Origin of the sequence: Methanothrix sp. (genome assembly GCA_029907715.1) — an archaeon.
Lineage (GTDB): Archaea > Halobacteriota > Methanosarcinia > Methanotrichales > Methanotrichaceae > Methanothrix_B.
In genome coordinates, this window is record JARYLI010000004.1 from 106,322 (window position 1) to 129,279 (window position 22,958).

At 54.6% G+C, this 22,958-nt stretch carries 21 protein-coding genes and 1 tRNA gene; 18 read left to right on the top strand and 4 right to left on the bottom strand.

Annotated elements, in window-relative coordinates; translation table 11 throughout:
- Position 1 precedes the first annotated feature (1 nt).
- From carB to QHG98_04390, 6 genes are all read left to right on the top strand, one after another.
- The gene (gene carB, locus QHG98_04365) at positions 2-3,226 is read left to right on the top strand and encodes a carbamoyl-phosphate synthase large subunit (protein MDH7596966.1); all 3,225 of its coding nucleotides are present in this window, start codon (positions 2-4) and stop codon (positions 3,224-3,226) included.
- A 189-nt stretch (positions 3,227-3,415) separates the two neighbouring features.
- Positions 3,416-4,666, top strand: a complete 1,251-nt coding sequence (locus tag QHG98_04370; protein MDH7596967.1) for a 3-isopropylmalate dehydratase large subunit — start codon at positions 3,416-3,418, stop codon at positions 4,664-4,666.
- Between the two features lie 95 nt (positions 4,667-4,761).
- Positions 4,762-5,556, top strand: a complete 795-nt coding sequence (gene truA / locus QHG98_04375) for a tRNA pseudouridine(38-40) synthase TruA (protein MDH7596968.1) — start codon at positions 4,762-4,764, stop codon at positions 5,554-5,556.
- Positions 5,557-5,779: 223 nt separating this feature from the next.
- Positions 5,780-6,958: a bifunctional 5,6,7,8-tetrahydromethanopterin hydro-lyase/3-hexulose-6-phosphate synthase gene (locus QHG98_04380; GenBank protein MDH7596969.1), complete on the top strand. Its 1,179-nt coding sequence runs from the start codon at positions 5,780-5,782 to the stop codon at positions 6,956-6,958.
- A complete protein-coding gene (locus QHG98_04385; protein MDH7596970.1) occupies positions 6,958-8,235 on the top strand; it encodes an alkaline phosphatase family protein in 1,278 nt (425 codons plus the stop codon). Before QHG98_04380 ends, QHG98_04385 begins: the two co-directional genes overlap by 1 nt.
- Positions 8,236-8,311: 76 nt before the next feature.
- On the top strand, positions 8,312-9,493 hold the full coding sequence (locus QHG98_04390) for a hypothetical protein (protein ID MDH7596971.1): 1,182 nt from the start codon (positions 8,312-8,314) through the stop codon (positions 9,491-9,493).
- 87 nt (positions 9,494-9,580) lie between these two features.
- On the opposite strand, the gene QHG98_04395 is transcribed toward QHG98_04390, so the two are convergent.
- Positions 9,581-10,432: a presenilin family intramembrane aspartyl protease gene (locus QHG98_04395; GenBank protein MDH7596972.1), complete on the bottom strand. Its 852-nt coding sequence runs from the start codon at positions 10,430-10,432 to the stop codon at positions 9,581-9,583.
- A gap of 770 nt (positions 10,433-11,202) precedes the next feature.
- Between QHG98_04395 and QHG98_04400 the strand changes: the two genes are divergently transcribed.
- Both QHG98_04400 and QHG98_04405 read left to right on the top strand, forming a co-directional pair.
- Positions 11,203-11,331 (top strand): hypothetical protein, encoded by a 129-nt coding sequence (locus tag QHG98_04400; protein MDH7596973.1) that lies wholly within the window; start codon positions 11,203-11,205, stop codon positions 11,329-11,331.
- A 5-nt stretch (positions 11,332-11,336) separates the two neighbouring features.
- Complete coding sequence (locus QHG98_04405) at positions 11,337-11,546, top strand: MoaD/ThiS family protein (GenBank protein ID MDH7596974.1); 210 nt, start codon at positions 11,337-11,339, stop codon at positions 11,544-11,546.
- On the opposite strand, the gene QHG98_04410 is transcribed toward QHG98_04405, so the two are convergent.
- Positions 11,521-11,937: an ArsR family transcriptional regulator gene (locus QHG98_04410; GenBank protein MDH7596975.1), complete on the bottom strand. Its 417-nt coding sequence runs from the start codon at positions 11,935-11,937 to the stop codon at positions 11,521-11,523. The genes QHG98_04405 and QHG98_04410 overlap by 26 nt on opposite strands.
- Before the next feature lie 461 nt (positions 11,938-12,398).
- Between QHG98_04410 and QHG98_04415 the strand changes: the two genes are divergently transcribed.
- The 9 genes from QHG98_04415 (at position 12,399) to QHG98_04455 (ending at position 19,553) form a co-directional block, all read left to right on the top strand.
- Positions 12,399-13,151, top strand: a complete 753-nt coding sequence (locus tag QHG98_04415; protein MDH7596976.1) for a heterodisulfide reductase — start codon at positions 12,399-12,401, stop codon at positions 13,149-13,151.
- 1 nt (position 13,152) lies between these two features.
- Positions 13,153-14,523, top strand: a complete 1,371-nt coding sequence (locus QHG98_04420; GenBank protein MDH7596977.1) for a heterodisulfide reductase-related iron-sulfur binding cluster — start codon at positions 13,153-13,155, stop codon at positions 14,521-14,523.
- A gap of 194 nt (positions 14,524-14,717) precedes the next feature.
- Positions 14,718-15,185: a hypothetical protein gene (locus QHG98_04425; protein ID MDH7596978.1), complete on the top strand. Its 468-nt coding sequence runs from the start codon at positions 14,718-14,720 to the stop codon at positions 15,183-15,185.
- Between the two features lie 303 nt (positions 15,186-15,488).
- Positions 15,489-15,947 (top strand): (Fe-S)-binding protein, encoded by a 459-nt coding sequence (locus QHG98_04430; protein MDH7596979.1) that lies wholly within the window; start codon positions 15,489-15,491, stop codon positions 15,945-15,947.
- A gap of 9 nt (positions 15,948-15,956) precedes the next feature.
- Complete coding sequence (locus QHG98_04435) at positions 15,957-17,177, top strand: formylmethanofuran dehydrogenase subunit B (GenBank protein MDH7596980.1); 1,221 nt, start codon at positions 15,957-15,959, stop codon at positions 17,175-17,177.
- Complete coding sequence (locus tag QHG98_04440; GenBank protein MDH7596981.1) at positions 17,178-17,555, top strand: molybdopterin dinucleotide binding domain-containing protein; 378 nt, start codon at positions 17,178-17,180, stop codon at positions 17,553-17,555. It begins immediately after the preceding gene.
- Positions 17,552-18,490: an ornithine carbamoyltransferase gene (gene argF / locus QHG98_04445; protein MDH7596982.1), complete on the top strand. Its 939-nt coding sequence runs from the start codon at positions 17,552-17,554 to the stop codon at positions 18,488-18,490. The genes QHG98_04440 and argF overlap by 4 nt, the downstream gene beginning before the upstream one ends.
- A 5-nt stretch (positions 18,491-18,495) precedes the next feature.
- A tRNA-Leu gene (locus tag QHG98_04450) sits at positions 18,496-18,578 on the top strand.
- A 96-nt stretch (positions 18,579-18,674) separates the two neighbouring features.
- Complete coding sequence (locus QHG98_04455; protein MDH7596983.1) at positions 18,675-19,553, top strand: tyrosine-type recombinase/integrase; 879 nt, start codon at positions 18,675-18,677, stop codon at positions 19,551-19,553.
- 167 nt (positions 19,554-19,720) lie between these two features.
- On the opposite strand, the gene QHG98_04460 is transcribed toward QHG98_04455, so the two are convergent.
- Positions 19,721-20,806, bottom strand: coding sequence for an ADP-ribosylglycohydrolase family protein (locus QHG98_04460; protein MDH7596984.1), 1,086 nt, complete (start codon positions 20,804-20,806; stop codon positions 19,721-19,723).
- Between the two features lie 25 nt (positions 20,807-20,831).
- Positions 20,832-21,227 (bottom strand): hypothetical protein, encoded by a 396-nt coding sequence (locus tag QHG98_04465; GenBank protein MDH7596985.1) that lies wholly within the window; start codon positions 21,225-21,227, stop codon positions 20,832-20,834.
- Between the two features lie 1,018 nt (positions 21,228-22,245).
- On the opposite strand from QHG98_04465, the gene QHG98_04470 reads away from it, so the two are divergent.
- On the top strand, positions 22,246-22,887 hold the full coding sequence (locus QHG98_04470; protein ID MDH7596986.1) for an HAD family hydrolase: 642 nt from the start codon (positions 22,246-22,248) through the stop codon (positions 22,885-22,887).
- Positions 22,888-22,958 lie beyond the last annotated feature (71 nt).

Below are 22,958 nucleotides of genomic sequence, written 5' to 3' on the forward strand. Positions count from 1 at the left end.
GATGCCGAAGCGCCCAGACATCAAGAAGGTCCTCCTGATAGGATCCGGCCCGATTCAGATCGGACAGGCAGCGGAGTTCGACTTCTCCGGATCGCAGGCATGCAAATCCCTCCGCGAGGAGGGCGTGGAGGTAGTCCTCGTCAACTCAAACCCGGCGACGATAATGACCGACCCCGATATGGCGGATAAGGTCTACATCGAGCCGCTGGTGCCGGAGATCGTTGCAAAGATCATAGAGAAGGAGCGCCCTGATGGTATAATAGCTGGAATAGGCGGCCAGACCGGTCTTAACATAACAAGCGAGCTCGCAGAGATGGGCGTTCTGGAGAGATACGGTGTCGAGGTGCTCGGCACGAAGGTGAGATCGATCCAGGAGGCAGAGGACAGGGATCTCTTCAAGAAGGCGATGGAGCGCATCGGAGAGCCTGTGCCCAGGAGCGTTGCCGTCACAAGCCTCGAGGAGGCGGAAGAGGCGATGAAGGAGCTCGGCCTTCCTCTGATAGTGAGGCCCGCATATACGCTGGGAGGAAGTGGCGGAGGGATCGCCAGGACGCGCGAGGATCTCATGCGGATATGCGAGATGGGCCTGAAGAGGTCCCGCATACATCAGGTGCTCCTCGAGGAGAGCGTCATAGGGTGGACAGAGGTGGAGTACGAGGTGATGAGGGACTCGAACAACACATGCATCACCATCTGCAACATGGAGAACATGGATCCCATGGGGATCCACACAGGAGAGTCGATAGTTGTCACGCCCATACAGACGCTCTCAGATCATGAGATACAGATGCTCAGATCTGCTGCGATAAACATCATAAGAGCTCTTGGCATCGAAGGTGGATGCAACATACAGTTCGCGGTCAGAAACGGCGAGTACAGGGTTATTGAGGTCAATCCCCGCGTATCGAGATCCTCAGCTCTGGCCTCGAAGGCCACAGGATATCCGATAGCACGTGTCACCGCCAAGATAGCCATCGGTCTAACTCTCGATGAGATCAGAAACGATGTGACCAAGGAGACACCAGCATCGTTCGAGCCCACCGTCGATTATGTTGTCATAAAGATCCCGAGATGGCCGTTTGACAAGTTCGTCAAGGCTGACAGGACGCTCACAACATCGATGAAATCCACGGGAGAGGTGATGGCCATAGGCAGAAGCTACGAGGAGGCGCTCATGAAGGCCATCAGGTCTCTTGACATCGATATAGATCTGGGATACAACGGCAAGTACACCCCGTGGAGCGATGACGATGTCAGAGAGCTTCTGAGAACGCCGACTGATGAGAGGCTCTTTGCGATATACCAGGCGCTCAGGCGTGGTTTCTCGGTGGATGAGATCTCGCAGCTGAGCATGATCGACCCCTACTTCATCGAGAGGATTCAGAACATAATCAGGATGGAGGACGAGCTTAAGAAGGGCCTTACCCCCGACAGACTCAGGCGCGCGAAGAAAATGGGTTTCCTTGACAGCAGGATCGCAGAGCTTGTGGGATTGAGCAGAGAGGAGGTCACAGATTACAGGCTCTCTCTGGGGATAATACCCACATACAAGATGGTGGACACGTGTGCAGCCGAGTTCGCGGCATCGACTCCCTACTACTATTCGACATACGATGAGGAGTGCGAGCTGACCCCATCAGATAAGAAAAAGGTCCTGATACTCGGCTCAGGTCCGATAAGGATAGGACAGGGCATAGAGTTCGATTACTGCACAGTCCACGCGGTCACCGCCCTGAGGGAGATGGGAATCGAGGCTCACATAATCAACAACAACCCCGAGACCGTATCCACAGATTATGACACCTCTGACAAGCTCTTCTTCGAGCCCGTCACCCTCGAGGACGTGATGAATGTGATCGAGAAGGAGAACTACTGGGGGGTGATGGTGCAGTTCGGCGGTCAGACTGCTGTGAATCTCGCGGTTCCTCTGGAGAAAGAGCTGAAGCGGCGCGGCCTGAAGACCTTGATCCTGGGCACGTCTCCTGACAGCATAGACATCGCGGAGGACAGGGAGCGCTTCAACAGGCTCCTGAACACGCTTGGGATACCGCAGCCGAGGGCCGGCATAGCATACTCGCCGGAGGAGGCCAAGAGGGTCGCGAGGGGGATCGGCTACCCCGTCCTGGTCAGGCCGAGCTACGTCCTCGGCGGCAGGGCGATGGAGATAGTCTACGACGAGTCCGGGCTGGAGCTCTACATGCGTGAGGCTGTCCGCGTATCGCATGAGCATCCTGTGCTGATAGATGATTTCCTCCAGAACGCTGTCGAGATAGATGTGGATGCTGTGTGCGACGGTCGCGATGTTCTCATCGGAGCAATCATGGAGCACATAGAGGAGGCGGGGATACACTCGGGCGACAGCGCATGCATGATCCCGCCGCAGACGCTTCCGGATGATGTCATCGCGACGGTGAAGGATTATGTGAGACGCATAGCTCTGGCGCTGGATGTCCGGGGAATAATCAACATTCAGATGGCCTACAAGGATGGCACCATTTACGTCCTCGAGGCGAATCCGAGATCATCCAGGACCATACCATTCGTGTCAAAAGCTGTGGGGCTGCCCCTGGCGAAGATCGCTGCAAAGGTGATGGCAGGAATGACTCTCAGGGAGATGAACCTCAACGTCGAGCCTGAGATACCGTATGTCGCTGTAAAGGAGGTGCTCCTGCCGTTTGACAAGCTTCCAGGCGCAGATGTCCTCCTCGGCCCTGAGATGAGGTCCACAGGAGAGGTCATGGGAATCGACTACAACATGGGCCTCTCGTTCTTCAAGGCGGAGATGAGCGCTGAGAACAGCCTGCCGCTCGATGGAATCGTCTTCATCTCTGTGAGGGACGAGGACAAGGCTGAGATCGCAGAAGTGGCCAGAAGGCTTGCAAACGCCGGTCTCAAGATAATAGCGACAGGCGGCACATCTGAGTATCTGAGAAGATCGGGTGTTCCTGCGGAGCGCGTCAGGAAGATCTACAACGGCAGCCCGAACGTTCTGGATTACATCAGGAGGGGCGAGGTGAAGCTGATAATAAACACGCCCACGACAAAGCAGTCTGTGAAGGATGGCTTCCAGATACGCAGGAGCGCAGTTGACTACCATGTGCCGTACATAACAACGGTGCAGGCGGCGAAGGCTGCAGCCGAGGCGATAGAGAAGGCTCTGAGGGGAGAGCTGACGATAAAGGCGCTGGACGAGTACCACAGGGAGGTGCGCTACAGGACCCTTTGAATCCAGTAGCGTCTCAACCCTCATCAGCTCTTTCTCAGATGCATAAGCCACGCCCTCAAACATCAGGCTATTTCTGGCGCTTGCTGGTACAGACCAAACCATCGCCGTGTTTGTGGCCATGCTGGTGCCATGGGTTCGAAGTGGCATCAGGGTCAAGATTTATCTATCATGGGCGTGATGGGCCTGAGCATGGCTGGTCAAACCCTCTCGGAGAAGATATTCTCAAGGGCCGCGAACAGGGAGGCCAGAGCGGGCGAGTTCGTCATGGCCTCGATAGATCGCGCGATGATACATGACATAACCGGGCCCCTTGCTGTCAGGGGCTTCTACGAGATAGCAGGCAGGGGGGCCAGGGTATGGGATCCCTCCAGGATTGTGATACTCTTCGATCACCAGGTGCCTGCAGACAGCATAAAGGCGGCTGAGAACCATCAGATGCTGAGAGCATTTGCAAGAGAGCAGGGCATCATAAACTACGATGTATTCAGCGGAATCTGCCATCAGGTCATGCCCGAGAACGGCCATGTGCTTCCAGGGCAGCTCATTGTTGGCACGGACTCTCACACATGCACATACGGTGCGCTGGGAGCATTCGCGACCGGCATCGGCTCGACAGACATGGCCAGCGTCTTCGCCACAGGAAAGCTCTGGTTTATGGTCCCCCAGACCCTCAGGCTTGTGATAGACGGGCGCCTGCCAAGGAGAGTCACATCAAAGGATGTGATTCTAAGGATCATCGGGGATATCGGCGCGGATGGTGCGAACTACCTCGCATGCGAATTCGCCGGATCCGCGGTCGAAAGGATGAGCGTCGCAGAGAGGATGACCATGACCAACATGTCGATAGAGATGGGGGCGAAGGCAGGGCTTGTGGAGCCGGACAGGACGACCATGACGTACCTCAGGGAGTGGGTCACTGGGGATCCGATCAGGGGCGATGAGGACGCGATCTTCACAGAAAGACACTGGAACGTGAACGATCTCGAGCCACAGGTGGCCATGCCCCATCGCGTCGATAATGTTGTACCTGTAAGCAGGCTCCCCCACGTGAAGATCGATCAGGTCTTCCTCGGATCGTGCACGAATGGTCGATTCGAGGACCTCAAGCTCGCCGCAGAGGTGATGGGCGATGAGCCGGTCGCACGGGGCGTCAGAATGATCGTCATCCCTGCGAGCAGGAAGGAGTACATGAGGGCTCTCAGGGCAGGACTCATAGAGAAGTTCGTGGAGGCTGGCGCGATCGTCGAGTCACCCTGCTGCGGCCCGTGCATGGGCGGGAGCTTCGGGCTGATCGGGCCTGGAGAGGTCTCGCTGTCGACATCGAACAGGAATTTCGTCGGAAGGCAGGGGAGCCCGAAGGGAGAGGTTTATCTCTGCTCTCCCGCAGTCGCAGGGGCAAGCGCCATAACCGGAGAGATCACGGATCCCCGGGAGATCTGATGGTGGTGGGACCTGCAAGGCCCTCATCAGAAGAGGCATGAGTCACTGAGCGGCGCAGGGGCGCGAATGGCCTCTGCGTGATCGTTTATGATACGATGAAGGTTGCACTGAAGGTCGCATATCTCGGAGATCGCTACTGCGGATTCCAGAGGCAGCCGGGGCTCCGCACGGTGGAATCTGTCATAAGAGATGCTCTTCTGAGGATCGGGGTCGCAAATGGGGACTTCTGCTATGCGGGAAGAACGGACAGAGGCGTAAGCGCGCTCGGCCAGGTCATCGACTTCTGGATTGATGATGAGAGAGGGCATCTCGCATTCCCCAGGGTGATCAACGGGTTCCTCCCATCTGATGTGTGGGCATGGGCCAGGGCTGTCGCGCCGGTCGGGTTCAGCGCCAGGTGGAGCGCCCTGTGGAGGGAGTACAGGTACTTTTTGTTCTCTCCGGATCTCGACCTGGGCTCAGTGAGAGCAGCTTCAGAGCATCTTGTAGGCACCCACGACTTCAGGAATTTCTCCACATCAAAGGTGGACACGATCCGCAGGATCATCTCCATTGATGTGAACGAGCGCGGTGGGATCGTCATGTTCGATATAAGAGCGGATGGGTTTCTCTGGAACATGGTCCGGCGCATCGTCGGAGCCCTCGAGCTGATAGGCATCGGCGAGAAGCCGGTGGGCTGGATCCGGGAGCTCCTCGATCCATCGACACCACACGGCGCGCCAACAGCCCCGCCAGAGGGACTGATGCTCATGGACGTCGGCTACAGTGGTCTGGAGTGGGTTGAGGATCGCTACACAAAGCAGCGCATCTCGAGGGTGCTCATCAGCGAGGCGAGAAGGAGAGCAGCGATGTCCTGCGTTGTCCAGGAGATGCTCTGGCGGATGAGGTGAGATCTGTGATATCAACGAAGACCTAGCCGGAGAGATCTCCCATCAGGGATATCATGTGAATAATCATGGAGATGCATGCCAGGGGCGCTGCAAATGGCTGTTCTTTGAATCGCAAGACCCGTAGTGGGCGATTAAGCCGCCTGGAATACCACTCACAGCTCGACATCAGACAGGCGGAAAGGTTAATACGTCAGCAGCCTTCTTCGGGATGAGAGGTGTAGGATTGTTTTTAGTAGGAGAGGCTCTTATCGGGAAGGAGCCCGAGGTAGCTCACATCGACCTGCTTATCGGGGATAAGAACGGTCCGGTGGGCATTGCGTTTGCAAATGGCCTCACGCAGCTCTCTGCCGGTCACACACCACTTCTCTCAGTCATAAGGCCGAACCTGCCGGCCAAGCCATCGACGCTGATAGTTCCGAAGGTCACTGTGAAGAGCATGGAGCAGGCGGCGATCATATTCGGTCCAGCCCAGAGTGCTGTGGCAAAGGCAGTGGCAGACGCCGTGGAGGAGGGTGTGATCCCAAAGGAGCGTGCTGAGGAGCTGGTGATCGTAGTATCTGTGTTCATACATCCGGATGCGAAGGACTACGACGCGATCTACAGGTACAACTACGGCGCGACTAAGCTGGCCATCCAGAGGGCGATGGAGGGATTCCCGGATGTAGATAAGGTCCTCTACGAGAAGGACAGATCCCTGCATCCGGTGATGGGCTACAGGGTGATGAGGCTCTGGGATCCACCGTACCTGCAGATAGCATTTGATATCGTCGATCTCGCTGAGGTCAGGCGGGTTCTTTCCGAGATTCCTGATAGCGATCATCTGCTGATAGAGATCGGCACGCCGCTGGTGAAGATGCATGGTGTTCAGGTCGTGAGGGAGGTGCGGAGAGCACGGCCAGGATCGTTTGTCATACTAGATCTGAAGACCCTGGACACGGGGAATCTCGAGGTCAGGCTTGCTGCAGACGCATCCGCGGATGCTGTTGTCATCTCAGGACTGGCGCCCAGAAAGACGATCGAGCTTGCGATCAGGGAGGCGAAAAAGACCGGCATATACTCGATAGTGGACATGCTGAATGTGAGCGATCCGGTTGAGGTTCTCAGGAACCTTTCGGTGCTTCCTGATGTTGTTGAGCTCCACAGGGCGATAGATATGGAGAACAGCGAGCATGCGTGGCAGAGCATCCCTGAGATCAAATCTCTCGGGAAGAGGCTGCTCGTCGCGGTTGCTGGTGGGATCAGGGTGGACAATGTCGGGGATGCACTCCGTGCTGGAGCAGATATTATCGTGGTCGGCAGGGCGATAACGAGATCAAAGGATGTCAGAGACATGACGGAGCAGTTCCTGAGCCAGCTGAAGAAGAGCGAGATCGATCAGTACAGAATCATGACAGACTTCTGATGCTGCCGCTCATCATTTTTCTTCTCATATCTCCTGCGATCTGCGCCAGCGATGGCGTATCTCCGGCCGGCGAATCGCTGCCCAGGGGAGCAGTCCTTCTCATCGTCGATGGACTCGGGTCGAGCTACATCTACCCTGAGCATATGCCGTACTCGGTGGATGGAAGAGTCCTGGATCATGCAGTGCTGTTCAACATCAGCGATGGCGCCAGGGTTCTCGATATCAGGGCATCAATCCCATCCACTGTTCCGGCGCACAGCACGATAGTCACAGGATGCTCAACTGCGGATGAGATCATGGTGGGAATGGATAACGCCACGATATTCGATGCAGCTCGACGCAGTGGGTACATGTGTATCGCCATAATGCAGCGCGGTGATTTCATCAACATGCTTCTGAAGCAGGACGGGGTTCTTTATTTTGAGAACAACTCCCTCTCCGGGGATCCGACGATGGGATCCAGAGCCGGTCTCCCGGAGGATGTGCGTGAGATCATGGAGGAGTGGATGCATGCCTGCCAGTTTTACAGCTCAGGCTATGCCAGATACAACCGCTGGGGTCTCGACGCCGCCACAGACATGGTGAGAAGGCTGGACCGGCCATTTCTGCTCACAGTCAACATCGGCGGCATCGACTCCGCCGGTCATTACAGAGGTTTTGATGAGTACATTAGGGTTGTGAGGGCGCTGGATGTGGGACTGGGAGAGCTCGTTCGCGCCTGCAGGGAGAGGGATGTGCTGCTCATCGTTACCGCGGATCACGGCATGTCATTCACAAGATCCCGCGGAGGACATGCCGGAGAGAACTACTCAAACCGCCTGGAGAGCCTGAGGATACCTCTGATGGCAGTCGGACCGGGCGTTGATGATGTGATCCTGGGCGGCAAATGGTCGCAGGCGGATATCGCTCCCACACTGCTTGCGCTGCTCGGGATCGAGAACGATCTGGCGCTCAGCGATGGAAGGAGTCTGCCGATAAGAAAGACGTACAGCCTTCGGGTGGAGCTGCCACGCCCGGGCGGTGTGGAGGTTCGCAGAAACGGCTCGGTTGTTGCAGCGGACAGCGGCTCCTCAAGCTACATCTTCCGTGGGCTGGAGAGAGGGATTTACGATCTGTATCTCGCCGGAGATCTGAGATCCACTGTTATATACAACGACACAACCCTGGATCTGCGCCAGCCCGGCTCAGGAGTCATCCCGAGATGGCTTCTGGGAGCTCTCCTGATACTGGCCATAAATGCATGTGGGGTCTTTGTGATCGTGAGGTTGCTCAGATGAGTGCGGTGGTTATTGAGAAAGACAGTAATGCCAGCCAGGTGTCGGAGTTCCTGCCATCCCCGCGCAATGGAGGGTTATGACTGAATACATGAGAATCGCGGAACTGCTGAGCTCCAGTAGCAGGGACAGGATCAGCGCCATGGCATCTCTTCTCAGATCGCTGTCTCCAGAGGAGATCTGCCCTGCGGTGCGGCTCCTGACAGGTGGCATAAGGCCCAGCTGGAGTCCTGGGGAGCTGAGTGGGAAGGATATTGTGATGGACGCCCTGCTCTCAATCTCGGATCAGATCGAGGGCGGCGACCTGGGGGAGATGGCAGAGCACGCGATCCGCCACAAACGCCAGACTGGCATAGACGAGGCACCTCTCACCATCGGCCATGTCCAGAGCGTGCTTAGCAGTCTCATGATGTCGAAAGGGCGTGGCTCTGAGAGGAGGCGCAGGTCCATGCTGACAGGTCTGCTGCTATCATCAGCGCCGCTTGAGGGGAGGTACATAGCGCTAACAGCAACCGGTCTCAGATCCGGCATAGGGCCGGGGACGGTTGCATCGGCGGTATCAAGGGCCTTTGGAGTGGATATCAAAAAGGTATGGGCAGCATATTCGAGGCACCCGGAGATGGGGCTGGTGGCGGAAGCTGCATCCTCCGGTGCTCTGGACGATATAAGGCTCACGCCCGGTGTTCCTTTCGTCATGATGGACATCCCCAGGGTGGAGATCGCACCCGGGCAGCTCTCCCTTACCGGATCGGATCTCATCTGCTGTGCGAGAAGGGGCATCAGAGTCCAGCTTCATGTATCTGAGGGGAGATCCTGGCTCTTCACCACCAGGCGAAGGGATATCAGCCATATCGTCAGTGGACTCAGAGCAGAGCTGATCGGGTCTGCGATGCTCGAGGGCGAGATGCGTGCGGGGGATGGTCTCTTCCAGATAACACGGCTGATCAACCGGAGGAGGAGCTCAAGGCGGTCATCGATCAGGCCATCGATAATCATCTGGGATGCGGTCTGCACAGATAACAGGGAGATCGTCGATCTGGCATACTCGGAGAGGCTCCGCCTGGCATCAGAGGTCGTGCGGAAGATCGAGGGGGAGCCTCTCGAGCTCTCCATTGTGGAACCACTGGACCCTGCAGAGGCGCTTCAGGGCGGTCTTCCGGTCATGGCACGCTCGCCATCTGCCCCATATCTTCTGGGGAGGAGTAGCAGGGTGGACTTTCAGATTGTGCCTCGCCGAACCCAAGGCGTTCCACGGAGCTGACTGGCGAGAGCATTCTTCGATCAGGGGGAGCGTGTTGAAGCACCGTCCACGACCAGGTCTGAGCTCAGAGAACCAGATGCAGATCAATCAGAACGGCCACACTCCTGAGAGCAGACATCCAGTGAGAAATCCGATCACAGCTCCGCCGTTGAGGAACGGCAGTCCAGCCTGCGGTCTCTCACCTGAGGTCACTGCGAGAACCATGAAACCCATGTACGTCCCGAGCATCGCGCCGATCGCCGGCAGGGCGACGCCGAAGACCTCATGACTCACTGGAAGAGACCAGTTCGCGGATACAACAAGCACTGATGGCATTATCGCATCCCCCAGCCCAAGGAAGTATGCGTCTCTCCCATCAGCTCCCCGAACCCGGAAGCTGTAGCTTCTGCTCTTCGGGATGACAAAGAGCAGAGGTGCCCTGATCTTTATTACGCTCTCAGCCAGCGTGACCATGTGTTTTGTTTTGTAGACGGATATCGCATCATAGACAGCAAGAATTGAGAGGAGAACGATCACAGGCAGAGCCTCCATGCTGATCCCGAAGAGAACACTGACTCCTGCGCTCACAAGAATCCCCAGTGAGTCCACCACGTACCACTCTGGATAGTACAGCATCGCAAGCATGAGAACGAGGGAGATCGATAATGCCAGCATCCACGGCAGGTAGACGCCGAGAACGTAAAAGACGCTTAGGAATAGGCAGAGCTGGATGGTCCCGGAGATGAGCCAGCTCCATCCGAGCTTCGTTGCCAGAAGCAGAAATCCTGTGAATACCAGCACCAGTCCGATGTAGAGTATGGCATTCGATGTCGCGGACGGATCCTCAAAGACCCGAACCTCGCTCGCCGAGAGCGCGGGCATCATGCCAAGCGAGAGGAGCTGAACCGCGATTATCAGAAGAAGCATCCACAGCATGGGACGCTCTGCTCGTCTTCCCATGGTGAAAAGATGCAGCTCATATTTTAAAAACCCTCTCCCCTCAGATGTGCTCGGAAGCATGCTGCATCTGCAGTGGTCTCATTCAGCTGATTCAGCGATGCAGCAGATGGTGATGGAACAGGGGCCATGCTTCCCGCGTTAGGTCAACGTCCGCTCTTCCATATTATAGAGAACGCTCTTATCCATCTGATAACTTGCCCGAAGAGGCATCCAGTCCTGCTACGCGCTCGTTTCGACTTATCTTCGACTGCGTCGAAGAGTTTCGACGAAGTCGAAGGCCTGGCGAGCGAATGAGTGCACTCAGCAACCGGCCTGCATGACCTCCAAGTTGCTGAATACATAAGAGCGATAGAGAATTACCAAAAGACTGCTTTTTATATAAAACATCACCTGTACTTAGTGACAGGGGCCGATCGTAGAAAAAGGGGTTAGTAGGAATACTCCATAAATCTGCCCGTAGAAGCACTGGGCCAGCCATGCATTCCAGGTTAGTGAATAAGTGCGTTCAGCAACCACATTGCACGACCCGCAAGCTGCCAAACACATAAGAGCGATCAAAGTCAACACAGACTTCCATAGCATGGGTACATGAGCCTGGCATTATTGGACATCCAGAGTCCAGTCCCTGCCGCATGTCGAATTTTATGTGAATGGGATTAAACAGACATTATTAAAATTATATTTTTATAATTAACTACTGAAGCTCTTACTCCATCCGTCACTGAGAATAGGGATAAAACTTAATACAGTTGATGACATCTTAATTTCTGGTGGTGCTTGTGCCTAAGTTCAAGAAGCGCGAGACCGAGAGGAAGGGTGGCAAGAAGATGGAGAGCCTTGAGGAGAAGCTGCTGAAGACACACCTGGATGAGCTGAAGGGCGCAGGCGGTGAGGAGTAGAGGTTTTGATATCTGTATCCGTGAGGATATTCGCTGATGTTGAGGCTGAGAGGAAGCTCGTCCTGCCTGAGGGGACCACATATTACGGGCTTCTGGATCTCCTTGGCATAAACCCGGAGACAGTGGTGATCACAAGGGACGGGGTACCCGTTCCGTTCAACGACTCAGCGCTTCCAGGCGAGATCGAGATCATCCGGGTTGTATCTGCTGGCTAGATCCCTTCAGGCTGATCTTTTTGCTCAGCTCCCTCAGCCTCTTTATGCTTTCCATTATTTTTGCGGCCTCTCTCTTCTTCTCCTCCTCGAAGTGCTTTATGATCTCATCAAGGCTCACAGTCAGCCTGTACACCTTCATGGGCCTGCCCTTGCCGTCCTTCTTGAGCTCTCTCTCCTCGACCCAGTTGTTCGCTCTGAGCACCCTCATCGCAACTGAGACCTCTGGCTGTCTCAGGTTTGAGCCAATCTCGATCTCCCTGGACGTGGCCTCCTCAACGTTGGAGAGATACGTTATCATGGCGGCCACATTTCTGGGTATGCCCACGGAGACCAGCGTCTCCACAAACTCGGCGTCCCTCTCATCGAGAACCCTTACGGAGAACTGTCTCATGCACATCACAATCTTCTTTTAGCATTGTGTATTGTTGTTATAATATAAATACTTTATTTTGTGACATCATAATCTATATGTTAGTAATATTAATCTTACTTGTTTTGGTCTGCTGCAGGCGGTGCACTCGTGCTGTTGAAATCAATAGCATGCGACCATGTGGAAGTCGTTTGGCATTATGCCAGTTCACGCTGATTCCTGACTGCATGTTCAACTATTCGAGCCCACGACCGCAGCGCTTGTATCTCAAAGAGAGAACTGCAGCACCATCGCCACACGGTGCATATGCATGATGCTCTTAACTGGCGATTGCAGCGCGCTGGAATTACGCGCTGGAATTATTTACTGCACCTCATGATCATCACAGCCCCGCTTGGAGGAATGTTTAAGTATTAGTGACAGGTAACTATTTCGCCGATAACGGCTGCTCGTAAAACAGATTTGGCGTAGGAGGAAATCAGATGGCGTTTTACACACTGGGCCTCACCTTCTCCATCGTGATAGCTTTGACAGTCGTTGTGCTGGCGGTCTGGCTCTATGGCATGTACTTCAACTTCAAAAAGTGGGGCATTGGCTCCACAGGATACCAAGAGCCGCTCGCCCACAGCTTCTGGCTGTTCATTGCCACCTGGATTCATGAGGCATTCAAGGACGGAGTATGGGTCTTTATAAGAACACTTATACTGGATGTGCTTCTCCTCAGAAGAACTCTGCGAAGAAGCCCGGTCAGATGGGTCATGCATATGGCCATCTTTTATGGATTTGTGACACTTGCTGCGCTTTCGGGTCTCGGTCTTTTCATGGATATTATAGAGCACTTTAACATTCTTGGCATGGCCCATCAGGCTGAGATGGTGAAGAAGGCTATGGAGCTGCCCTTTGACATCTTTGGATATCTGTTGCTCTTCGGCTCCACGATCTCGATACTTCGCAGGATCCTCCTCAAGGAGGTCAGGGACGCGACAACAGCTTACGATGTGGTGCTGATTGGAGGCGTGTTCCTGATAACAATAACCGGATTCTACGCGGAGTGGATGCGCGGAAACGCATTCCTGGTGGGAGATGTCTTCGCAAATCCTGTTTATGCTCCACACTTTGCACTGATCCACACGATACTGGCGCTCTGTCTCTTCGCATTCATACTCCCGTGGAGCAGGTATCTTCACGTCATAGCAGCACCGATGACGATCCTCGCAAACAGAGGAGGCGAGTAAAGTGGCAGATAACAAGCCCAACAATAAGCCTCTCATATCAGGGTTCCTGATGTCAACACAGCTCATGGAGCTGAACGCCTGTACGAGATGCAAGGAGTGCATGAACTGGTGCCCGACTTACGCTGTGAGGCCGGACAGGCCCGAGATAACCCCGATGTACAAGATCGCCAAGTTCAGGGAGATGCTCGACAGTCAATATGGATTGAGAGCAAAGCTCTTTGGTCCAAAGCCGCTCCATGAGGATGAGATCAACAAATACACAGAAGACACATACATGTGCACAACATGCGGTGTATGCGGCACAGTCTGCGAGTCCGCGATACTCACCGTGGAGCTCTGGGAGGCTATAAGACCGAATCTCGTGGTCAGAGGCAACGGCCCCTACGGAAAGCAGTCATTCTTCCCGAAGCTGCTCAAGACAGACAGGAACCCATATCAGGCGAAGCAGGAAGAGAGGCTCTGCTGGGTTCCGAAGGACGCGAAGGTCGATGAGTCTGGGAAGATCGCCTACTTCGCAGGATGCACAGCGGCATACAGGCAGCAGGCTCTCGGCGTTGCGACGGTGAGGGTGCTGAACGCGCTCGGCGTGGACTTCTGCATGCTAGGCAAGGATGAGTGGTGCTGCGCCTCAGCGCTGGTCAGGACTGGGCAGAGGCCTGTGATGAAGGAGCATGCTGTTCACAACATAGACGCTCTGAAGGACAGAGGTGTCGAGACAGTCCTCTACGCATGTGCTGGCTGCCTCAGGGCAGCGACAATCGACTGGCCCAGATGGTATGAGGGATACATACCGTACAAGAACATGCCCCTGTCGGTATTCCTCAGAGATAAGATAAGGGAAGGGGCGGTCGATTACAAGAGAACCGTGGATTACAAGGTCACATATCATGACCCCTGCCACAACGGTCGCCACCTGATGCACATAAACGGCAGGGACTGGGCGTTCGAGGCTCCGAGAGATGTTCTCCAGTCCATTCCAGGCCTGAAGTTCATCGATATGGAAAGGAGCAGGGAGTTCCAGAGGTGCTGCGGCGCCGGAGGGGGTGTGAAGGCAGGGCTTCCTGACCTGGCGCTGGACTGCGCGGTTAACAGGCTCAGGGATGCCGAGCAGGTTGGGGCAGACATCATAGCAAGCACATGCCCGTTCTGCAGGCGCAACATAATGGACGGCAGGAACTCGGTGAACTCTCCGATAAAGGTCCTGGATGTCGTGGAGCTCGTGGCAGCTGCGATGGGTCTCGATGTGACGATTCCGGAGAACCCCTACACCAAGTACCAGGAGCAGGATACGATCGTCTGCAAGGACGTCTGCAAGCTGGAGACTGTTGTTGGCAAGGAGGCAGGAAAGGACATCGTCGGCGAGGCCCATTAGGCCTCCTGCCACAATTTGTTGTCTGGCGTTTTTAAAGCAGAGATTTTGCACCGTGAGTGGATGCTCTGGACCGGCAAAGGGTTCTGTGGTATTGACCTCTTTACCGTCGCCGGCAGGGATCTTCTACGGTTGGTGGCGCTTTATGTTCATCACGATGCTCTTATAGCTGAAGGGCAAAAGCCTGGTAGAGCAAGATGACAGACATACCAGTACTGACCTTGTCAGAGATACAGCAGCGCGTTGTCGGATGGTGGCTTGGCAACTATTACGGGAGCATGGGCTACGTGGGAAAAAGGCTCGGGAAGAAGGGAGTCAGGGAGTTCCTGGAGCTCGGCGCCAGGCAGGTTGCAGCGACCTTCAAGCGTCTCGAGCTCACAGAGCCACTGGATGTGGCGGTGGCGATAGCGACAAACGAGAAGAACATGTTCGGCTCGGAGATTGAGGTGGCAGAAAGCGACGGATGTGTGGATATAAACAGAAGACGGTGCGCGATCCTCGAGGGCGCTAAGGCCTTCTCAAGGCTCGGAGCATCACTTGTCGCCAGGGAGCACTGCAGGACATGCTCAGAGGTTCACTGGAAACTGGCATTCAGAGAGATGGGCATGAGCCTGGAGACCGAGCTCTCTGAGAGCGGATGCAGGATGCGCATAAGGAAGCTCTGAAGAGATATACCAGTTTTATATCAATCATGCTGCTTTCGGGTGTATTTGCTCAATATGGTGAGCGTGCTCGAGTTACTGATCAAGTGAAGCCGCTATCATCGGGGCATAGTTGTTCATCCAGAAATCCGCCAAGAGGGCAATTTACCTCAACGTATTGAGCATGTTCTTTAGGGTGCAGAGTCCGCGGCTGGGATCTGCAAATTCGAAGACAGGGCATGAATGTTCGAAGTGTGTCACACCATACACCAATGGATACTATTATTACAGATGGAAATAGAATCCCTGCAGGGCAGGTGATGTTTAATGGTCAGCGCTATGGAGATCTATCAGCTAACACCAAAGCTGAACTGCAAGAAGTGCGGCCTTCCGACATGCATGGCATTCGCTGTTGCCCTTCTTGCCAGAGAGAAGCAGATCGAGGACTGCACACCTCTGCTGGAGCCAAAATACGAGGCGAAGCTGAAGAAGCTCAGAGAGGTCATGGCGCCGGTTGCGGGCGCTACAGAGACCGGGCTGATAATCCACGAGGATCGGTGCTACGGCTGCGGCAACTGTGTGGTGGCCTGCCCGGTGAACGTGGCAAACGACCCGAAGGGATCTGCAATCGGGCTGGGGCCAAAGAGCGATAAGGTCATACTCATCGTGGAGGATGGTGTTGTGAAGTGCCTCAACCCCAAGGAGTGCAGGCGATTCGGCCCGAACAGGATATTGTGCAATCTGTGCACAGCGACCTGCCCGAGCAAGGCAATAGAGTTCGTCTAGGGTGATCTCATGGCTGTATGCACTGGATGCTCCCTTCTCTGCGATGATATCGAGGTCACGATTGATGGGAGAAGAATAACCAAGACGAAGAACCTGTGCAGAAAGGGATTCGGCAGATACAGGTCCCTCGCCTCCGACAGATCCGTGCGGAGGGTTGATGGGAAGCAGGTCGGCATCGATGAGGCCATCTCCAGGGCTGCAGAGATGCTGAGGGATGCGAAGAGGCCTCTGCTCTTCGGCTGGTCGTGTTCGACGCTGGAGGCGCAGAGGAAGGGCATCGAGCTTGCGAGGAGGACAAAGGCGATCATCGACGACACCTCTTCCATATGCCAGGGGGAGATCATGGATATGGTTATCCGCGAGGAGATCCCGAGCTGTACCCTGGATGATGTGAGGAACTACGGCGACACTCTGATCTTCTGGGGATGCGACCCATCGAGCAGCCACCCGAGACACATGTCACGCTTCTCATACTTCCCACGCGGGGAGAAGCTCCAGAGGGGGCATGAGGAGGACAGGACCGCTTTTCTCATAGATATCAGGGCATCCCCCACTGCGAAGATACTCTCCGGAAACTTTGTACAGATTCCTCCAGGCGGAGATGCTGATCTCATAGATGCGATGCTTGCGGTCCTCGACGGGAAGATCCCCAGGGTGAGAGACAAGAAGGCCATGATCTCCATGATGAACACACTGAAAAAAGCGGATATGGGCGTTGTATTCCCCGGGCTGGGGCTCGCATACTCCCTAAAGGGGAGGATGGATCGCCTGAAGATGCTGGTGGACAGGCTGAATGAGACCACCAAATACAACGTCATACCGATGGTGGGTCATTACAACATGCGCGGGTTCAACCAGCTGCTGTTCAATGAGACTGGCTTCATAAACAGGGTATCGTTCGCTGATGGTGTTGATCACGGGCCGATGTACAGCGTGGTTGAGGCATCGAAGAGCTGCGATCTCGCCCTGGTTGTGGGATCTGACCCGATATCGTCCCTCCCCGCCGGGATCGCAAGGGCGCTCGCAGGGGTCCCGATGATAACCCTCGATCCGCACAGGACGCTCACCACCGAGCTCTCGAGGGTTGTTATACCCACGGCCCTGTCTGGCATCGAGGCAGGCGGAAGCGCTCTCAGGATGGACGGTGTGAGGATCGAGTTCGATCCGATCATGAAGAGCGAGTATCCATCAGATGAAGAGGTTCTATCGATGATCCTGGAGGAGATCTGAATGAGGGTAACGGTCGTGACATTCAGAGACATATTCCAGAGCGAGGCACAGGAGGTCGACAGGTTCGGCGAGGAATACAGAAAGATGAGCGCTGTTGTCTTCCTCGATAAAAGCGATGCCTCGAAGAGTGGAATAAAAGACGGATCGAATGTGCTGGTGGAGAGCGATAACGGGAGGGTCGTCGTGGTGGCCAGAATCTCAGAGGATGCGCATCCGGGTCTGGCCTTCATGCCGAACAGCCCCTGGTCGAACCGATTGGTCCCAGCGGAAACAGATGATACCCGGATACCCAGCTACAAGAGCATCAGCGCGACGGTAAGCGTGACAGACGATAAAGTTCCAACCGTTGAGGACCTTCTCAGGGAGCTGGTCTCATGAGCAATCGCTCTCTGATATCGATAGCCGATCTCTCTCCTGAGGAGATCGTGGCACTCCTGGACAGGGCGGAGGATCTCAAGGCAGAGCGCTCCGGACGGGGTGGATGCGCGCTTGGCGATAGAATGCCTCTTGCAGGAAAGAGCATTGCGATGATCTTCGAGAAGCCGTCGACGCGCACCCGCGTATCGCTGGAGGTCGCAGCATCAGAGCTCGGCGGGCACCCACTGTATCTCAGCGCAGGTGAGCTGCAGCTCGGGCGCGGCGAGACGATCGGGGACACAGCGAGGGTTCTGTCAAGATATGTGCATGGAATAACCGCCAGGGTCTTCTCTCACAGGACTGTGGAGGAGCTTGCAGCACACTCGAGCGTGCCCGTGATAAATGCGCTCTCAGACCAGGAGCATCCGCTCCAGATCCTGGCGGATCTGATGACGATCAGGGAGCGTTTCGGCCACCTGGAGGGTCTCCGGATAGCATGGGTCGGGGATGGAAACAATGTGTGCAACTCACTGATCCTGGCGTCTGCCATGCTGAATATGAGGATGATCGTGGCATCGCCCAGGGGTTATGAGCCAAAGGGCCAAATATTAGAAAGGGCCAGAGAGCTCGGCGGCGTCCCGGGGATCACATATGAGCCATCAGAGGCAGCGCGTGATGCTGATGTTCTCGTTACAGACACATGGATCTCGATGGGTGATGAGGCAGAGGAGGCAGAGCGTCTCAGAAGCTTCAGCGGGTATCAGATAAACCAGAGGATTCTTGAGATTGCTGGAAGGGACGCGATAGTGATGCACTGCCTGCCGGCGCACAGGGGCCAAGAGATCACGGATGAGGTCATGGACGGCCCGCAGAGTGTTGTATTGGAGGAGGCCGAGAACAGGCTTCACACATCAAAGGCTGTCCTGGAATGGCTGGTGGGGCGCAGGCCGCTCTAGAGAACGCGGGGGTTGCCAAGAGGTCAAAGGCGCAGGGCTTAGGACCCTGTCCCGAAGGGGTTCGCGGGTTCGACTCCCGTCCCCCGCACTCATGCATATCGATTTTTGATTCATAACTCCCAGAGAATTTATATCTGGGATGCAGGATTTTCTTTCACGCTCGCTGCTTCAGGGATGATGTGGCATGTTCAGGAAGCGTATGAATGTGAACTGGAAGAGGAAGCGTGATGCTGAAGATCTCATGCCCGCTCTGAAGCGTTACAGGAGGTACCTGGAGGATAATGGGCTTCGACCGTCCACCATACCCATGTATGTGCTGCATGTGAGGAAGTACCTGGAATTCGCGGGAACTGATTCGCCGAGTGCAGATGATTTTGCCCGCTTCAGGGATCATCTCCATGACATGAGGCTATCACGGAGCACGGTCAACAACTACTCGTTCTCGATACGGAAATACCACGAGATGCTCGGGCAGCATGTCAGCTTCAAGTTCATCAAGCCGAACAACACCCTCCCGTACTATTTTGATGAGCTGGATATCACAAGGATATTCAGTGTGTGCAGCAACATAAAACATCTTGCGATGCTGAAGACCATGTTTTATGCCAGTCTCCGTGCCAGCGAGCTGTGCAACCTGGACGATTCTGATGTGGATCTGAAGGCGTTGACAGTCTTCGTGCGTGGTGGTAAGGGTGGCAGGGACGCAGTGGTCTACATCACCGATGACTGCGCAAGGACCCTCAGGCGTTACCTTGAGGTCCGGCCTCCGCTCATGATTGAGGGGCGCAGACAGCTCTTCTACACTGACTTCGGGAAACGCTGGGAGCGCCGTGGGGTTTACCGGATGTTCATGTACTACAAGAGGCTCGCGGGTATCGAGAAGCAGGGAGGCGTGCATGTGTTCTCGCGGCACAGCGTTGGGAGCCTCCTGGTGAAGCGTGGCTGCGATATCGTGACAGTCAAGGAACTCATGCGGCATTCTTATGTTCACACCACCATGAGGTACATGCACATCTCTGATGCCACCAGGCGGGAGAAGTACGAGCAGTTCCTGAGACTGTGACAACATGGGTCATATGGGCTGTTTGACCCCACTCTATGCACTTATTTTATCATCTATGTATTGCATCGGATATGATAAAATGACCCATGTAAGGCATATGGGTGCTTCGCAAATGTAATGCGCTATGCACCCTCCGGCGTAATGTTGCCACATATTCTCGATCGCTCTTATCCATCTGAGAACTTGTCCGCAGAGGCACCGGTCCGGCTATGCGCTGCAGGCAGGTGAATACATAAGAGCGTATCGCCTTTAATGGTTTTGTTGGCGTATCTCGCGAGCTCCTCCGAGAACCTCAAACCAGCGGCTGCCATCATAGCGCCCGCGATCGCACAGTATGTATCCGAGTCGTGACCGAGCATTGCGATCCAGCCTATCCGATCGGATCCCTCCGCATCAAACACGCACTCAGGGATCTCCTGCGGTCCTTTGAATGTGTCGTCATGTATCGCATAATAAAGCCCCCACATGGCGATCCTGAACGACATCAGACAGTGCCCGCCACCGTTGCTCAGATCCTGCCGAAACGGATCAAACGCAGCCGGATGCTGCCAGCTCTCCACGAACCTCCTCAGCGATTTATCGATATCAGAGCCACAGACATCCATCCATTTCTTTACAGCCGGATCGTATGAAATATCACGTATATCTTCATACAGGGTGCTCGAGAAATCGTGCAGCCATGAGTCCCAGGAGAAGCTGTCATGCATCAGCGACCACATGACGTAATCCTGAGCGAGGCAGCATATCTGCGGCATCGGATGATAGTGCGTTATCATGCCATGCTGCAGACTGAGCCTGTATGCGTCCTCCAGCGAGTCCACCATTCCAGCGACCACGCCGTTGCGCATGAGAGACCCGTTTGCCTCGAAGTGTGGATGCATCCGGTAGACCTGATACCCTCCGAACCAGTACGGCCCTTCAGGGTGGAGACGCTTGATCTCAAGCGCCTTCCGGATCGTGATTCCGATGTCCTTTGGCCCAGATAGCATCCAATCGACAAAGCTCGCTGCAATCTTCTCTGGATCTATGCCCGCCTTCACCATGCATATCGCCATATCTGTGTCATCAGTCCACTGACCCGGCTTTAGACCATGTATCCTCGAACCGTACTGTGCGAACGGCCAGTTGATGCCACTCGCTCTCGCCTCGCTGTAAACCCTGATGACCTCCTGTCTGCCCATGAATTCGCCTGTCGATCCCAGCGCATCGCCGATCGCAATGCCCTTTACTATGTCCGTCAAACGCGGATTCATTGCGATATGTCCCCCGCGCACCGTTTTATTCGATGAGACCGGCTGATAGGATCATGTTGATAGTGAACTTATCGAAACCCTTCTCCACCAGCATTCTTGCGACCTCTCTGTTGCGTCTGTAATATTCCTCTTCGAGTCGCCTGTCCTCATCGGGGTCTTCACTGCACGGACGCATGCTCAAGAGAGCTGGCAAACTCTCGACACTGCCATCAGCCCGGATGCGGGTGTGCACGTCACCGGTCATCCTGTGTGTCGCGTAGTAATCCATGTACTCCCCAGCCTCGTCCTCACCAAAGCAGTACTGGATCAGCCACCCCTTATCATGAATGAAACCACTGCGTCTCTTATCGAGATCCTCTTCTGGAATGCGAAGGTTCCAGTGCTCAAATCGCTTCGCAAAGATCTCCCCAATACGATTCATGAACTTCGAGTCGCCTGCATCTCATTTATAGTTTCGGGCATCGGTGCGCTCACGCTCCGCAGCCCCACAACAATGTGGAGGACGGCATCGCTTCGCGAGCTGCAGCATCTTGTTGGGTAGAACGGTTCTGCTCAACCCCAGAGAACTGTCGGATCTTTTGGTTGGGTCACCAACACATACAACACATCTGCCATATTTTACTTCCACCATACCACATCATATTTTCCATAACAAAATAAAATCGATCTTATCCATCTGATAACCTGCCCGAAGAGGCACCAGTCACGCTGTGCGCTCGTGGCGAGCGAATGAGTGCATTCAGCAACCGGCCTGGATATCCTTCCATTGGTCATCAGTTGAGGATTTTATGTAGATATATTGATCATTATAGTATTCCGCATAAGTTGCTATAATATAGCATTTCACATAAAATCATCTATGAAGTATGACATATCCAGTAGATTTTAAATGGATTTACATGAAGTGACGCAAAGGACTATAAATTTGACAAATTGAGATCTCCCCATGGTGGGGAGTTTGATTCAAATCGACCGCCTGTGGACTTGAGTCCTGATAGCAGTACTGAGGCGAGATAAGACTATTAAGTCCAATTCTACACATGTCGATCTTAACCGATGACGCATGGATATCCTTCAAGTTGCTGAATACATAAGAGCGATGTGTCTAAGGCCCAAAGCAGGTATGGCGATCTATAGAAGGTCATATTGCGATAGCAACTTCAATAGCATTACAGTACTTGAGTCGCTGCTGGTATCAGTGAGACCAACAGCATGATCACGCGGGATTCGTGATCGTTTGTGTCAATGAATACCGGTTCCCAAAATGCCATTCTGCGATTTGATCCCACTACCAGCACCTTATCCGCATGCTTTGGCAGACTGGCCACTGCAGCCCATCATATCAGGTGATGGGATGCTCGCGATTTGTTTATAAAGAGTCACCGTCAGATTGTACCACTGCAGAGATATGCGCGGATAAGAGATCGCAGGTAAGAGAGATGCCAGAAGTGATATCCTTCGATATGGACGGAACCCTGGTGAGCCCGAGGTACGTTGACAGGGTGTGGATGGAGGGGATTCCGGAGCTTTACGCGGAGCGGCACGGCGTGGAGCTGGACAATGCAAAGGAGATCGTCATCGGGGAGTATTTAAAGATCGGAAGCGACAGGCTCGAGTGGTATGACCTCGGTTACTGGCTGGAGAAGTTCGATCTCAACATCGATAAGCACGAGCTCCTCGAGATGCACAGATCCGAGATAGAGATATACCCCGAGGTGGAGGAGGTCCTAGATTCTCTGAAAGATTCAGGCTATGAGCTCGTAGTGACATCCAATGCAGCGAGGGAGTTCATCGAGATGGAGCTGGACGGGCTGATGGACAGGTTCAGCAGGATATTCTCCGTGACATCCGATTTCAGGGATGTTAAGAAATCACCCCGCTCATACATCCTGGTCTGCAGGGCTCTTGGAAGAAAGCCTCTGGAGGTGCTACACATCGGGGATCACTACGTTTACGACTACGAGGCTCCAATCGAGGCCGGCCTGGACGCCCTCTTCCTGGACAGAAAGGGTAACAGAAGCGGCCCTGAGGTCGTGGGAGACCTGAGAGAGGCTGCTGAAAGAATACTGAACGGAATGTAAACAGTGCTGACATCCCGGTGCCATCGCACGAATAGCTGAAAGAGATCAGACAGGTTGTGTCGGTTGCCTCA